Source organism: Paenibacillus sp. FSL F4-0100 (assembly GCF_037993005.1).
GTDB lineage: Bacteria > Bacillota > Bacilli > Paenibacillales > Paenibacillaceae > Paenibacillus_AQ.
In genome coordinates, this window is the sequence record NZ_CP150303.1 from 2,093,470 (window position 1) to 2,107,718 (window position 14,249).

At 51.7% G+C, this 14,249-nt stretch carries 10 protein-coding genes and 2 pseudogenes; 10 read left to right on the forward strand and 2 right to left on the reverse strand.

Translation table 11 applies throughout. From position 1 onward, the window contains the following. The first annotated feature begins 133 nt into the window (after positions 1–133). The 9 genes and pseudogenes from MHH48_RS09130 to MHH48_RS09170 all read left to right on the forward strand — a co-directional run bounded on the left by MHH48_RS09130 (position 134) and on the right by MHH48_RS09170 (position 9,324). Positions 134–1,672 carry an extracellular solute-binding protein gene (locus tag MHH48_RS09130; protein ID WP_076320524.1) on the forward strand — a complete coding sequence of 513 codons (1,539 nt, stop codon included), beginning with the start codon at positions 134–136 and terminating at the stop codon, positions 1,670–1,672. 211 nt (positions 1,673–1,883) lie between these two features. Further along, entirely contained in the window at positions 1,884–3,419 is a 1,536-nt protein-coding gene (locus tag MHH48_RS09135) for an extracellular solute-binding protein (protein WP_076320525.1), read from the forward strand. 111 nt (positions 3,420–3,530) lie between these two features. Then, complete coding sequence (locus tag MHH48_RS09140; RefSeq protein WP_076321288.1) at positions 3,531–4,463, forward strand: sugar ABC transporter permease; 933 nt, start codon at positions 3,531–3,533, stop codon at positions 4,461–4,463. Positions 4,464–4,483: 20 nt separating this feature from the next. After that, positions 4,484–5,362 (forward strand): carbohydrate ABC transporter permease, encoded by an 879-nt coding sequence (locus MHH48_RS09145; RefSeq protein ID WP_071222846.1) that lies wholly within the window; start codon positions 4,484–4,486, stop codon positions 5,360–5,362. Positions 5,363–5,462: 100 nt separating this feature from the next. Beyond that, positions 5,463–5,786 (forward strand): annotated as a pseudogene (locus tag MHH48_RS09150) (family 43 glycosylhydrolase); the annotation flags it as partial. Between the two features lie 31 nt (positions 5,787–5,817). Beyond that, complete coding sequence (locus MHH48_RS09155) at positions 5,818–6,810, forward strand: family 43 glycosylhydrolase (RefSeq protein WP_256720374.1); 993 nt, start codon at positions 5,818–5,820, stop codon at positions 6,808–6,810. 15 nt (positions 6,811–6,825) lie between these two features. Next, positions 6,826–7,944 (forward strand): hypothetical protein, encoded by a 1,119-nt coding sequence (locus MHH48_RS09160; protein ID WP_076320526.1) that lies wholly within the window; start codon positions 6,826–6,828, stop codon positions 7,942–7,944. A gap of 178 nt (positions 7,945–8,122) precedes the next feature. Further along, positions 8,123–8,440: a cupin domain-containing protein gene (locus tag MHH48_RS09165; RefSeq protein WP_076320527.1), complete on the forward strand. Its 318-nt coding sequence runs from the start codon at positions 8,123–8,125 to the stop codon at positions 8,438–8,440. 71 nt (positions 8,441–8,511) lie between these two features. Beyond that, the gene (locus MHH48_RS09170) at positions 8,512–9,324 is read left to right on the forward strand and encodes an alpha/beta hydrolase (protein WP_076321289.1); all 813 of its coding nucleotides are present in this window, start codon (positions 8,512–8,514) and stop codon (positions 9,322–9,324) included. Positions 9,325–9,405: 81 nt separating this feature from the next. Here MHH48_RS09170 and MHH48_RS09175 read toward each other — a convergent pair. Then, positions 9,406–9,516, reverse strand: a pseudogene (locus MHH48_RS09175) (ABC transporter permease); the annotation flags it as partial. A 192-nt stretch (positions 9,517–9,708) separates the two neighbouring features. Here MHH48_RS09175 and MHH48_RS09180 point away from each other — a divergent pair. After that, positions 9,709–10,743 (forward strand): alpha/beta hydrolase family protein, encoded by a 1,035-nt coding sequence (locus MHH48_RS09180; RefSeq protein ID WP_076320528.1) that lies wholly within the window; start codon positions 9,709–9,711, stop codon positions 10,741–10,743. Between the two features lie 173 nt (positions 10,744–10,916). Here MHH48_RS09180 and MHH48_RS09185 read toward each other — a convergent pair whose 3' ends face one another. Then, positions 10,917–14,171, reverse strand: a complete 3,255-nt coding sequence (locus MHH48_RS09185) for a carbohydrate-binding protein (RefSeq protein WP_076320529.1) — start codon at positions 14,169–14,171, stop codon at positions 10,917–10,919. Positions 14,172–14,249: the final 78 nt, after the last annotated feature.

Consider the following 14,249-nt stretch of genomic DNA (forward strand, 5'->3'; position numbering starts at 1 on the left):
AATCATTTCGAAAAGAATAATCACTGTATTTGATCATCATGACTTGTCATGAAAAAAGATGTACATATGTTATGATCATTTCAAACATATAGGATCCGCAAGAAACATGGTGGAACGGAGGTAGAACGGATTGATGACCCGTCTGTCAAACTATGTCATTCTTACACTCGCTATTCTTATGGTATCGGCTGCATGCATCAGCATGGCCCGATCATCGGGAGCGGATGGCGGAAGTACGTCTTCTGATCGCACAACCAGCATTTCGATTATGGCCAACCTGCACACCACCGAAGTTCCCTCCGATCGGATCGAGAAATGGGTCGAGGATAAAACAGGCGTTCAGCTGAACATTCAGTGGGTACCCGACGGGAGTTATGATGAGAAGGTATTTGCTTCGCTTGCAACAGGGACTTTGCCGCAAGCGCTGTATCTGAAGAATGCCGCATCCTTGTCCTATTTCAGGGATGAGATTCGGAGCGGGCTATTCTGGGAAATCGGCCCGTATCTTAAGGACTATCCGAATTTGCAGAGATTGAAGCCCGAGGTTCTGAAGAATACGGCCATCGATGGTAAACTGTACAGCCTGTATCAGGAACGTGCCTTAGCCCGTTCAGGCATCATCTACCGTAAGGACTGGGCAGATCGGCTGGGACTACCGGCACCGGAAACGCTTGATGAATTATATGAAATGTTGAAAGGGTTTACATATGAGGATCCGGACAACAACGGTATCGACGATACCATAGGTTTGACGGACCGCAACGATTTGATCTATGGGGCTTTCAAGACGATTAGCTCCTATTATGGAACTCCGAACAATTGGGGATGGTATAACGATTCATTGCAGCCGGAATTCGTCTCCCCAAAGTATATGGAAACGATGAAGTTCTTCAAGAAGCTTCATAGCGAAGGATTGATAAATGAAGACTTCCCGATTACCAGCAAGACCGACCAGCAGGAGCTGTTCGTAACGGGAAAAGCTGGGGTTTATATCGGTGCGATGGGGGACGTACTGTCCCTGGAATCAAGGCTGCTGGCGAATGATCCCAAGGCCGTGCTGGACGTTCAGAATCGGATTCTCGGGCCGGAAGGGTACGGGATATGGGCTTCGCAGGGTTACGGGACGGTGATCTTGTTTCCGAAATCCGCGATTGCTACGGAAGAGGAATTGAAGAGCGTGCTCTCTTTCTATGACGCACTGATGAGTCCCGAGCTTGCAAACCTGATGTATTGGGGCATCGAAGGGATCCATTATACCGTTCAGGATGGCAAAGCGATGGCGGTGGATGCATTTGAGCTAAGGGAAAAGGATGTAAAGCCCTATCAGGCTTTAATGGCTGGAGGCTCCAGCACTATACCGGGCATGCTGCAGCCGGTTACTCTGAATCAAGCGAAGGATAAGGCCGAGCGGCTGATTTACGATAATGAGCGTTTCCTCATCTATGATCCCACCGCACCGCTGGAGTCTCCGATGTATAATGAGATCGGCGTCAGATTGAATGAACGCATGCGGGATGCCACCTATCAATTTATGCTCGGGATGATCGATGAGCAGGGATTTGAGGCTGAGATCGATCGTTGGCTGGAAGAGGGGGGCAGGCAGATTATCGAGGAATATAATGTTTCATACCGAAGCACGGTCGGACCCTATTTACATGAGAAATACCGCTAAGGGATTGATTTCCCCGGCGGTATTTTTTTGTTGTGCCATGGCGCGAGCAATCTCATGGACAACATAATCATTAGATTTGATTCCACTCCATTAAATGCCGGGCGGGACCGAACTTCCCATATCCAATCTCAGGATTATATACGTACCGGGCTTACGTCAACTAAGCTGTTTCTTGTCAGCCCATATTCAAATTTAAAACGGAGGTCAGAAGATGAAGAAGAATAAAGCCAGTATCATCCTGGCAATTGTAACCGCTTTATCCGTGTTGGCGGGCTGTGGCGGCAACTCCGCCCCTGCAGCAACCGGCAGCTCAAATGGCAGTCCAGCGCAAGGCGAGAACAAGAGCGAACCGGTAACCATCTCGATTATGGCCAACCTCCATACCCCTGAAGTTCCCTCCGACATGATTGAGAAGCTGCTGGAAGAGAAAACAGGCACCAAGCTTGACATTCAGTGGGTGCCGGACGGCACTTATGATGAAAAGGTGAATGCATCCTTTGCAACCGGAACGCTGCCGAAGGTGACGTACCTGAAGAACGCTGCCTCGCTTGTGAATATGCGTGATGCGATCCGCAACGGGCAGTTCTGGGAAATCGGGCCGCTGCTGGATCAGTATCCGAACCTCAGCAAGCTGAAACCCGAAGTGTTAAAGAACACGGCGGTGGACGGCAAAATCTATGCGTTATACCGTGAAGTGCCTTTGTCGCGACAGGGCATCATTTATCGCAAGGATTGGGCCGACAGGCTTGGACTCAGCGCCCCGACCAATGTGGACGAGTTCTATAATATGCTGATGCAGTTCAAGGAGAAGGATCCTGACGGCAACGGAAAGGACGACACCATTCCGTTAACGGATCGGAACGATCTGATCTATGGGGCATTCAAAACGATAAGCTCGTGGCTCGGGACACCGAATAACTGGGGCGAGATGGACGGCAAGCTGGCTCCCGAATTTATGTTCCCCGAATATATGGAGACGATGGAATTCTTCAAGAAGCTTCACCAGGAAGGCCTGATCAATCAGGATTTCCCGGTTACCAGCAAAACCGATCAGCAAAATCTGTTCATTACCGGAAAGTCCGGCGTTTATATCGGAGCGATGGGGGACGTATCCAGCCTGCATCCCAAGGTCGTCGAAGTAAATCCGGATGCGGAGCTCGATGTTCAGAATAAAATCGAAGGAGGACCGAATGGCTTCGGAATCTGGTCAGTTCCCGGCTATGGCTCGGTGATTCTCTTTCCGAAAGCAGCTATCAAATCGGAAGAAGAGTTGAAAGATGTGCTGGCCTTCATGGATCAGTTGATGAGTCCGGAGCTTGGCAACCTGATCTATTGGGGCGTGGAAGGACAGCACCACAAGCTGGAGGAAGGCAAGGTCATTCCTTCGGAAGACACCAAGCTGACCGATCGCGAAGTGAAGCCTTATCAAGCGATGCAGGTCGGCGGGTCGTTAACGATCGAGGGTTTTTATGAACCGAAGCATATGCTCCCTGTCAAAGCGAAATCGGAGGAAATGATCACGGAGAACAATGATTATCTCATTGAGGATCCTTCGGCATCACTGGATTCCAAGACGTTTAACGAAAAAGGTGTACAGCTGCAGGAGATGATTAAAGACGGCACGTATCAATTTATGCTTGGCGATATCGATGAGGCCGGATTCCAGGCGGTCGTGGATAACTGGCTTAAGAGCGGCGGTCAGCAAATCATCGATGAGTTCAACGTATCCTACGAATCATCCAAATAACGAACATGCCAGCATCCCGAATGGCCGGGGACTGCGATGCTGCAGTCTCCGGCAGGCTTCGGGATAGAAAGGAAGTCTGAGATCATGAGCGAAACCGCAGTGAAGACCGGGATGAGCAAGGGCGCCCCCAAAATACCGGAGTCCGGTCGAATGAGGAGAATCATAAAAAACCGGGCGATCTACCTCATGATTCTTCCGGGATTTTTATACTTCCTGATCTTTAAATATATCCCGATGTCGGGATTGATTATAGCCTTCCAGGATTATCAGGCTTATCTAGGCGTTACGGGCAGCCCCTGGGTGGGGCTCAAGCATTTTGAGCGGCTGTTTACCGAGCCGATGTTCTTCACGATTTTGGGCAACACGCTGCTGCTGTTTTTCTTGAACCTGGCCTTCTATTTTCCCGTGCCGATCATTCTTGCCTTAATGCTCAACGAGGTTCGGCGCGAAGTGTTTAAACGTTTTATCCAGACGCTGGTGTATATCCCCCACTTCATGTCCTGGGTTATCATCGTATCCATTTCGTTTGTCATGCTCTCGATGGATCGCGGAATCATTAATGAATTGCTGGTTATGGCCGGATTCGAAAAAATCAATTTCCTGATGAGCAGCGAATGGTTCAGGCCGATGTATGTTATGCAGATCATCTGGCGGGAGGCAGGCTGGGGGACGATCATCTATTTGGCTGCTATGGCGGCGATTGATCCCGGTTTATACGAAGCGTCCCGGATTGACGGGGCCAGCCGCTTTCGGCAAATGTGGCATATTACGCTTCCTTCGATTCGAAGCGTGATCGTCGTTTTGTTGATTTTGAAAATCGGCGATGTGCTGGAACTTGGGTTCGAACATATCTATCTCCTCTTAAACTCAATGAACCGGAATGTGGCGGAGATATTCGATACGTATGTTTATACCGCAGGTCTTAAGCAAGGTCAGTTCAGCTTCAGTACGGCGGTCGGGTTCTTTAAATCGCTGATCGGTCTTATTCTGGTGATGCTGGCCAATTGGCTGGCCAAAAAAGCGGGAGAAGAAGGCATCTATTAACTACAGAAAGGTGGACCGCTATGGTACAAGATAAAACGATATCGAGCCGAATCTTCGATATCGTGAACTATACGCTGCTGTTGATCATTGGCCTGGTTACCATCCTGCCTTTCCTTCACGTCATCGCCGGATCCTTCACAACCGTGACGGAGCTGGCGCAGAAGCAGTTTGTCCTGTTTCCGACCGTATGGTCTCTTGATGCTTACAAATATGTGTTTTCAACCAATACGGTGTTTCGCTCGCTTGGCGTTTCCGTGGGCGTCACCTTTTTGGGTACCTTGTTCAGCATGCTGTTAACCTGCTTGATGGCATACGGGCTGTCGCGCAGGGATCTGGATGGCCGTAATTTCATCATGTTCATGGTTCTGTTCACGATGCTGTTCAGCGGCGGAATGATCCCAACGTTTCTCGTGGTGAAGGAGATGGGGCTGATCGATACGTATGCGGCGCTGATTGTCCCGACGGCGATCAATGCCTTCAATCTCATCATCATGCGTAACTTCTTTCAGAACCTGCCTGAGGGATTGGAGGAATCCGCGAAGATCGACGGGGCCGGCGATTGGGGCATCCTGTTCCGAATCGTGATTCCGCTGTCGATGCCTGCTATTGCGACCATATCGCTCTTTTATGCGGTTACCTACTGGAACACGTATATGTCGGCGATTTTGTACTTGAATGATGCGGCCAAATGGCCCGTGCAGGTCATCCTGCGGCAGATCGTCATCCTTGCCAGCGGTTTGGCGGCAGACACCTCCGGCATGGACGAATTTGTCCGGCCGCCGGAGCAGACGGTGAAGATGGCGGTCATTGTCATTGCCACACTGCCGATTCTGTGCGTATATCCGTTCCTGCAGAAGCATTTTGCGAAGGGTGCGCTGCTGGGTTCAATCAAGGGATAGAGAGGAGCGAGGGATCGTGTTGGAAAAGAAACAGTGTGCACCGATCATTGCTGGCAATTATGCCGACCCGTCGATCATCCGGGTTGGCGAGGATTATTACATGACACATTCCTCCTACAAGCTGACGCCAGGTCTCGTCATCTGGCATTCGCGTGATTTGCTAAATTGGAGCCGGGTTGGGGCAGCATTGCCCCAATACGAGGGGGACGTATGGGCGCCGGAATTCGTGGCTCATAACGGCATGTATTATATTTATTATCCGGCAGCGCGAACGAACTGGGTCGTAACGGCATCCAGTCCGACGGGACCGTGGAGCAAACCGATTCATTTGGGGATCAAAGGAATTGATCCGGGGCACACGGTAGGACCGGACGGAAAGCGTTATTTGCATATGTCGGGCGGTGATTTTGTAGAGCTAACGGCGGACGGACTCGCGGTTACAGGCGAAGTCAGACATGTGTATAACGGCTGGCGGTATCCGGACGATTGGATCGTGGAGGCTTGGGCCGAAGATTACCGTTCACGATGGGTATTACTATCTGACGGTGGCAGTTGGGGGGACAGCTGGACCGCCCACAAGTCATATGGCCGTGTCGTCAAGATCCAGAACGCCATGGGGACCTTGGGAGCACTCTCCGTACAACCCGATTGTTCATACGGAATCCAGGGATGAGCCCTGGTGGTCCAAAGGACACGCCTCGTTGATAGACTCCCCGAACGGCCAGTGGTGGATGGTCTACCATGCTTATGCGGGCGGGTTCCATTCGCTGGGCAGGCAGACCTTGCTCGAACCGATCGAATGGACTTCAGACGGATGGTTTCGTGCTGCAGAAGGTCGTGAGGGACTTATTGGCGAGTACGATCGGCCGCATGATGAAGGTGAAATCAATGCTGTGAATCAAGGTGTTACATTCAGGGATACCTTTTCTGGAACTGAGCTGGGTTTGCATTGGCAGTGCGAAGGCGTGGAGCCTTCCGCCCGGTTCCATCCGAGGAATCATGAATTGGTAGCCGAGGCAGCATCCGAGGAGGCAAAAGCTTCTCCATTGCTCTACATGGCAGGCCATGAGCGTTATTCAGCAGAGGCCGAGATCATCGTGGAGGGCCCGGCAGAAGGACGGCTGCTGCTCTATTATAACGATGCGGCATATCTCGGGATGGGAGTCAACGAGCGTGGGGTCCGGCATTTCCGGTCATTTAAGGGCTACGGCACGATGCCGAATGATCAGCGCAGGGCATTTTTGCGGTTGGTTAACGATGCGCATATCGTTTCATTCTATTACAGCTTCGATGGGGTGGAATGGCTCCGGTATGACAAAGTGGCGGATGTTTCAGGATTCCATCACAATACGTTTGGTGGGTTTCAGAGCCTCCGCATCGGACTGGATGCCGTCGGTAAAGGCAGGGTGATTTTTCGGAATTTTTCATATAACGTCATAAGCAGCTGAAAGAAGGGATAGGGCATGACAAAGAGATTAGAGGACATTCTGACGGGTGGCGACGGGCTGTTTGAAGGTTTCTTCGAATGGCTCGAAGGACAATATGACGCTGCTTCCGGCGGCTTTTATTATGCCCGCAGTTCAAGGGATTCTGATGCGTTCACGCCGGACATCGAATCGACGGCGCAAGCATTGGGTATTATCGAGCGCTGCGGCCTCCAGCAAAGGCTGGCCGATGACATTAAGACGGGCATCGTGCGTTTTTTTCAGTCGAAGCAAGACCCTAGGGCTGGGTATTTCTATGATGCCGATCCCAGGATGAGAAAAGACGATGTGATGGTGGGACGTGCACTTGGTTACAGCGTAGGAGCACTCCGAAAGTTGGGTGCAGCCCCTTTCCATCCGCTGCCGGGCAATCGGAATATGGCTCCGGCATACTGCCGTTCTCCTGAGGCTTATGCGGAGTGGCTGCGTTCGATCAGTCTTGCGAACAGCTGGCGCGGCTGCGACCGGCTGTGTAACTCGGCCCCCTATTTAAATCAGATGACGCCTGCAGATCGGGAGCCGTTCTTATCTGAAGCTCTGTCTTATTTTGCGAGTATACAAGACCCCGTGACAGGGTTATGGGGTGAAGGCACCCTTTATGTGCGAATATCGGGAACCTTCAAGCTGTTGACATTCTATAACCGGTTTCAGGCTCCCCTGCCGCGGACGCCGGAAATATACCGTTCCCTGCTGCACGCTCTGCGGAACGAGAAGGCCGTTGACATGTGTTATATCCGGAACCCGATCAGCCTCCTGACCTCGATGAAGCTGCGCATCCCGGAAGAGGACGTTCTGGAGATCGCGGAAATCACCTTGCGGAATATGGCGCGGCTCAAGCGGGCGGACGGCGGATTTTCTAGGGAAATCGATCATTCCCCGCCGGCACCGAATGTGGCCCAAGTGAAGCAAGGTGAGTATTATCCTGACATGCCGGAGGCGGTTTCACTGGGCAAGGGTGAGGTCGAAGGGGACATGAATGCCGGAACGCAGGCGATTCTTATCCGCTATTCGCTCCGTGAGCTCGGGGGGCTGCAGGAACGAAAGCTGGATATTTCCGATTCTGTGTTCTCATCTTTACGAGCAGATACGGGGATATGATTTACGAGTCATGACCTCTAAATGTATAGAATCAATCAGCCGAGATGATTCTCTGAATTTTTATGACATGGATAATAGGAATACATAGACCCTCCGGCGAAGAAGTTATGAAGGTTTTTAATTTAATGAATCGATGAACGCGAAAATTCGGTACTTGGATTAGCAGAGGAGGAGGATCATGGCGGAAATCGGAGTTTGGGAACAAGCGGAGCCCGGGGTAACAAGGAAGGTGTTTCAACCCGGAACCGGGCTAATGATGATGGAGGTGCATTTTGAAGAAGGGGCGGAAGGTGCATTGCACAGCCATCCCCATGAGCAGATGAGCTACTGTCTGAAGGGCGCCATCGAATTTTATATCAACGGTGAGCCGACCCTGGTGCGTCAGGGAGATACCATCGTCATTCCCGGCGGGGCGGAGCATGGGGTAAAAGCTCTTGAACCTTCCGCCCTTTTGGATACGTTTACACCGCTGAGACTGGATTTGCTTGGTCTCTGAGTGCCTAAGGCTGAAGGAAATGTAGAAATGAATGAATAGACTTGAGATGAAGACAGAAAGGAATGGATATGATGAAGCTTTGGGAACAGGATATTCCCGGATATGAGTCGGTGGAAGAGAAATTCACACCCTACATCGTACCTTATCTATTACAAAATGAAACGCCCCACGGAGCCGTGCTTGTGCTTCCGGGCGGCGGTTACGAGCGGCGCGCAGATCATGAGAGTGATCCGATTGCCATGTGGCTGAATTCAATTGGGCTATCGGCCTTTGTCGTTCATTATCGTGTTGCCCCTTATCGCCATCCATATCCGCTAGGCGATGCCCAGCGTGCCATCCGGCTTGTAAGACATCACGCCAAGGAGTGGAACATCGATCCGGACCGTGTTGGAATTCTCGGGTTCTCGGCAGGCGGACATCTCGCGGCGAGTGCCAGCACTCATTTCGATGAAGGAAACCCGGAGGCCGTGGATGCTGTGGACCGGCAGAGCTCCCGCCCGAACGCTTCTATTCTGTGTTACCCGGTCATTTCATTTAAGGATTATTACCATGAGGGCTCCATGTCCAAGCTGTTGGGAGAGGATCCGCCGGAAGAATTGAGAAATGCGTTGTCGCTTGAGCTTGCGGTGAAGCCGGAGACCCCTCCTTCCTTTCTGTGGCATACCGCGGACGACGGCGCGGTTCCGGTTGAGAACAGCCTCATGTATGCCAAAGCGCTAAGCGAGCAGCGCATCCCGTTTGAGCTTCATGTTTTCCCGGAGGGCCGGCATGGTCTTGGTCTTGCTGAAGAAAATCCTAGTGTTTCGCAATGGACGGGCCTGTGCGCGGGCTGGCTGCAGAAGATCGGTTTCCTGTCGCAAGAAGTCGTGCAGGGAAGGTATTGACAAAGCAGCATAACTTGAGAACTGCAAAAAGAACAAGCTCATCTGAAAAATTCAGATGAGCTTGTTCGTATAATCTAAAGATCAGGACCGGCCTCTAATCTCCTGTCGGAGGAACAGGACGTATGAGATGGCGAAGCAGATCAGCGTGGCTGCGGTCAGTCCGGTAATTTGCGGCCAGACGAGCAGCAGGCTTGAAGGGAAACGACGGGCAGACTCAGTGCTGTCGTGAGCATGGAACCCAAAGGGGGGAGCCGGAGACCGACCGGGCCCGAAGCCGTCCTGGTGAATATGGGGCCTTGATGCCCCGATATGCAGGGAAATGCGCTATCCAAGGGAACACCTTATCTAAAAAACAGTGAGTAAATCGAAGGCGGTGAGTACGGGATGTGGCGCGCAGATGTTTTGCTGGAGTCCATGTATAACGAAGCCATGGGACGAACGAAAGACAGGCAGGTTTCCATGAGCGCCGAAGAGCGCAAAGGGCATTTGAAGCAGGCGCTTTGGCAATTGATCGGCGAATTCGAACCCAATGAAAGGCATAAGCCTGTATTGCTCGAACAGGAGCCATGTGACGGGTATATTCGGGAGAGGGTGGAGCTATCCGCGATACCGGGCGTGTCTTTTGCAGCGTACGTATTAATTCCGGAGGGAAATCAAGGGAGACCGATGCCGGCAGCCGTCGCTGTTCATGGTCATGGCTATGGCAGCAGGGAGATTGTAGGGCTGAAGCAGGACGGCTCAAGCGATCCCGATGCATCTGGTTTACATCGGCATTTCGCTGTCCAGTTGGTACGGCGGGGCATGGTGGTGATCGCTCCGGATGTAGCCGGTTTCGGTGAGCGTCGCCTTGCGGCGGATCTCGCACTGAATCCGGATGCCCCGAATTCCTGCCACCGGCTGTCCACCCAGCTGATGATGCATGGCAAGACGCTCGCTGGTCTCCGCGTAACCGAGACGCTGAAGGCATTGGAGTATGTGGCCGAACGCCCGGAGGTTCAGACTGATAGAATCGGCATCATGGGCTTTTCGGGAGGCGGGTTTATCTCGTTTTTGAGCGCGGCGCTGGATGAACGGATTCGGGCTGCCGTGCTAGCGGGATATCCCAATACTTTCAAGTACAGCATTATGGCGGTGCAGCACTGTGTATGCAATTACATCCCCGGCATGCTCAACCATGCCGAGCTGCCGGAATGGATGGGGCTGATCTCTCCTAGACCCTTGTTTCTGGAGTCGGGAAGCCATGATCGGATATTTCCGGCTGCGGGCTTTGAAGCCGCAGCTCATGAGCTCAGGGAAACATATCGGCGCACCGGTGCGGGGGAGAAGCTGCAAACCGATCTGTTCCCCGGGGCACATGAAATCAGCGGCCGATATTCTTACGACTGGTTGTTTGAACGGTTAAGCAGCCCGGATTTGTGAAGGGTACTCTTCCCTAGCCGTTTCTGATCAGGCACTAATTGTAACAGGGCATCGCACGTATGGGCCGCAAGAGACTATTGGTACAGGTGAAAGAGAACAAAAAGGGACTCCTGAATCATCAGGAGTCCCTTTTTTTATACGTCATGCATGGTCGCCGCTATAGCGCTTTATGTTTACTCCAAGCCATCCTGCCAATCTTGGAGCAGGGAGTTCGCATCGGTATTCAATACCGTTTTGGCTTGATCGCTGACGTTGCGTCCCATCGCCTCCTTATTCAGGTGCTTGGTGAAATTCTGCATATGCTTGACGGCATGATCCACTCTTCCCAGATCCAGTTGATGCTGTACCTGGTTAAGAGCGTTGATCAGCTGAGGAATGAGCGCTCCGCTTACATCTCCTGAATCCGCGAATCGGGCGATTAATTTTTTCATGGAAAACACGCTGGTGATGACCCGGAACTGGAATGTTTTCTGAAGTTTGTTGCCGGAGCGGTCTTCAGTCGTAACCGTTGAAGTTATGTCGCCCAAATTCCCGGCCAAATCGATGTCGATAGCGTCCTTGGTCAATGGATCCAGCGTATATACTTTATCGCCGATGGTTATTTCGGCAAATTGGATGGCGGAAGTGTCCTTTATTTTGAAGCTGAGGGCCATGTAATCCTCCAAAGAATCGCCATCTTCCAAGCTCTTGCCATTAGCAGTCAAAGAGAAGGAAGGAGAATCGGTAACCTCGATGGTGACTCCCTGCGAAACATTCCCGGACCGATCAATGGACCGGATGAAGAGCGAGTAATCCTTGCCCGCCTCGATTCCCTGTATCACCGCTGTTTGAATTCCCCGATTCACTTCGATGATGTCGCCGACCTGCTGTCCATTACTCCGCAGCGTAATTTGCACTTTTTGAGCATCGATATCGTAAGGACCGTCCCAATACAGCTTCATATTGCCTTCTCCGCGTTTCACCTGAACGTTCTCTACCTCGCCTGGAGCAACGTGGTCCTCTTCGGGTTTTGTAGGAGGAGTAGGCTCCGTGAATACGCCCGGATCGCCAAAGGTGAACTTATCGAAGTTGTATAACCAGTCTCCACCCTTAAAAGACAGGAATACAATGTGTTTTCCCGTTACGGGGGCAGTTACATCCGTCGAGGAAACTTTGAAATTTTGCCAGCCCCCGGTTCCTGAGACGGTGGCTGTTGCAATGACCGGACCGCCCAGACTGTCCAGTCTGACCTCGATCGTCCCGCCAGCCGTGGCGCTGGCTGCGTTGATATGGAATTGGGTAGGGCTTTCGCTGCCAAAATCGATATAATTGTACATGGCATAAGGGTTATTCGGACCAAACATCCCGGCCAGGTAAGTTTCCCCGCCGCCGGTTTCTCTGCCGAAGCCTACTCCGTTTGTATAGTTTTCGGCTTCCAGCTTGTCGTAAGCATCCCTTGCTTTTCCTTTCATGGTGGTAAAGGTGAACCACTCCAGATTGAGGGGGTAGTCGCTGCCGTTCGCTCCCTTGAAAACAAGGTATACGTCGTGAACACCTACAGCTAAGGTGTCATCGATATTCGCCATCATATCGACCCAGTTATCCCAGCTTCCCAGCGCCGGAATTTGAATGACACCTGCGGTAGGTCCATCCAGACTGTCCAATTTAACCTCGATCGTGCCGCCTTGATTGCCGCTGGCCACATGCACAGTGATACCAGCCGCGCCAGATCCGAAATCAATTCCTTCATAAGAGGCATAGGCATTGTGATGGATTGCGTCCAAATATCCGAACTCGGCATTTTTACTAAGTCCTTCGCTGCTGTCGTAATTTCCGGCCTTAAGCTTGGCATAGGCGTCGGTTTCCGTCGGGTCCGTCGTTGTGAATTTAACCCAGTTCAAATTGAATAAATAATCGTCGTTCGTCTTGGTGAAGACAAGATACACATCATGGACGCCGGTTATGGTGCTCGGCGCTCCCTGGCCATCTTTAAGGAGGGTGACGGCATCGATATAATGATTCCAGTCGCCCGTTCCCTCTACGTTCAAGGTCCCGACTTTGGGACCATCCTTGGAATCAAGCCGGATCTCGATTTGACCTCCGCCCGTTCCGCTGGACGCTCTGGCAATGAAGCCGATCGCACCGTCTGATCCAAAATCCACATTTTTGTAAGCGGCATAAGAGCCATGCTGGATTCCGCCTAATTGCAGCGAACCTTCGAACGCGCCTTCCAGAACGAAACCGGACCCGATATTGTAGCGTTCCGCTTCGATTTTATCGAAGGGGTTTTTAACGGCATAATGAAGCTCTGCTTCCATCGGCTTGATACCGTTTAAAGCTTGAACGGCTGCCGCCGAGGACCAGGATTCATAGGTTCCGGACAGCAACTGTCCCGCCCAGTTTCCATCCACGATATGATCCGAATTCCGGTGACTCCAGGCCATTTCGATATTGAATGCAAGCCATTCGTCGAATTCAGCGCTGAATTCCGGGTACTGGCCGGTTTCATCCAGTGTTTTTTGCAAATGGGCCAGGTTGCGCATAAGGATCGTTTTGCCGCCTTTCAGATCCCCGTTGGGGCCTTCATAATTCAACACCCCGTTTGAATCCACCAGATGGTTCTTGGTGAATTTAGCGGCTTTGACCGCGTCATCGAGGTAAACGGCATTTCCGGTCGCTTTATACAATCCGACGGCCGACCCGATGTATGTACCCTGGTTGTAGTGAGTGGCATCCGGAACCGCGCCATGTTCAATTTCGATGCGGTCGAACACTTTTCCGTTTCCGTCCGTAAGCATCGTTTTGCCCCATCTGAATATTTTGGTTGCCGCGTTCAAATAATGCTCATCTTTCGTAATATCGTAAAGATAAAGCGCAGCTTGCGCCGCCGGGAAATTAATGCACGCATTTTTGGTATTATGGTCGCTGTTCAGCCACCAAATGCCGCCGCTTGCAAACTCTTCATCCCACTGCGTATCGTACACAAAATCGAAATGATCCCTCGCGGCTTCCAAATATCTTGGATTCCCGGTGATTTGATAGGCTCTGGCGCTTCCCATCGCCCACCACATAATGTCGTCATTGAACGGGTTATTCGTCCAGTCTTGGCCGTACTTGGCGACGGTGCCGTCATACACATCGTCGATCTGCGTTTTAAACTCGGCTTTCAAGGCAGGATCGGATGTATGCTGATATGCATCCATGACCAATTCCCACAGCTCTGCCTCCACCCAGAAGTCTTGATGCTTTTCGCGCTTCGAGTCCTTCCAGAACATCTTGGCGTTCGGATCCCAGAATGTATCGTTAAAAGCTCTCATCGCTGTATCCCCATCTGATGCGGTATAGGCGTAGGCTTTGGACGTTCCGATGCCCGGCATGGAACCGAGCATGAGCGCGATAGCCAGAGGCACCGCCAGAAACCTGAAAAGTTGACCTGATCTTAGTGACATGAATGTTCCTCCTCTATTTTCAAATCGAAGCCGATCCGTTCCATTCATGATCGGCTTCATGAGCTTAACGGTTCCGGT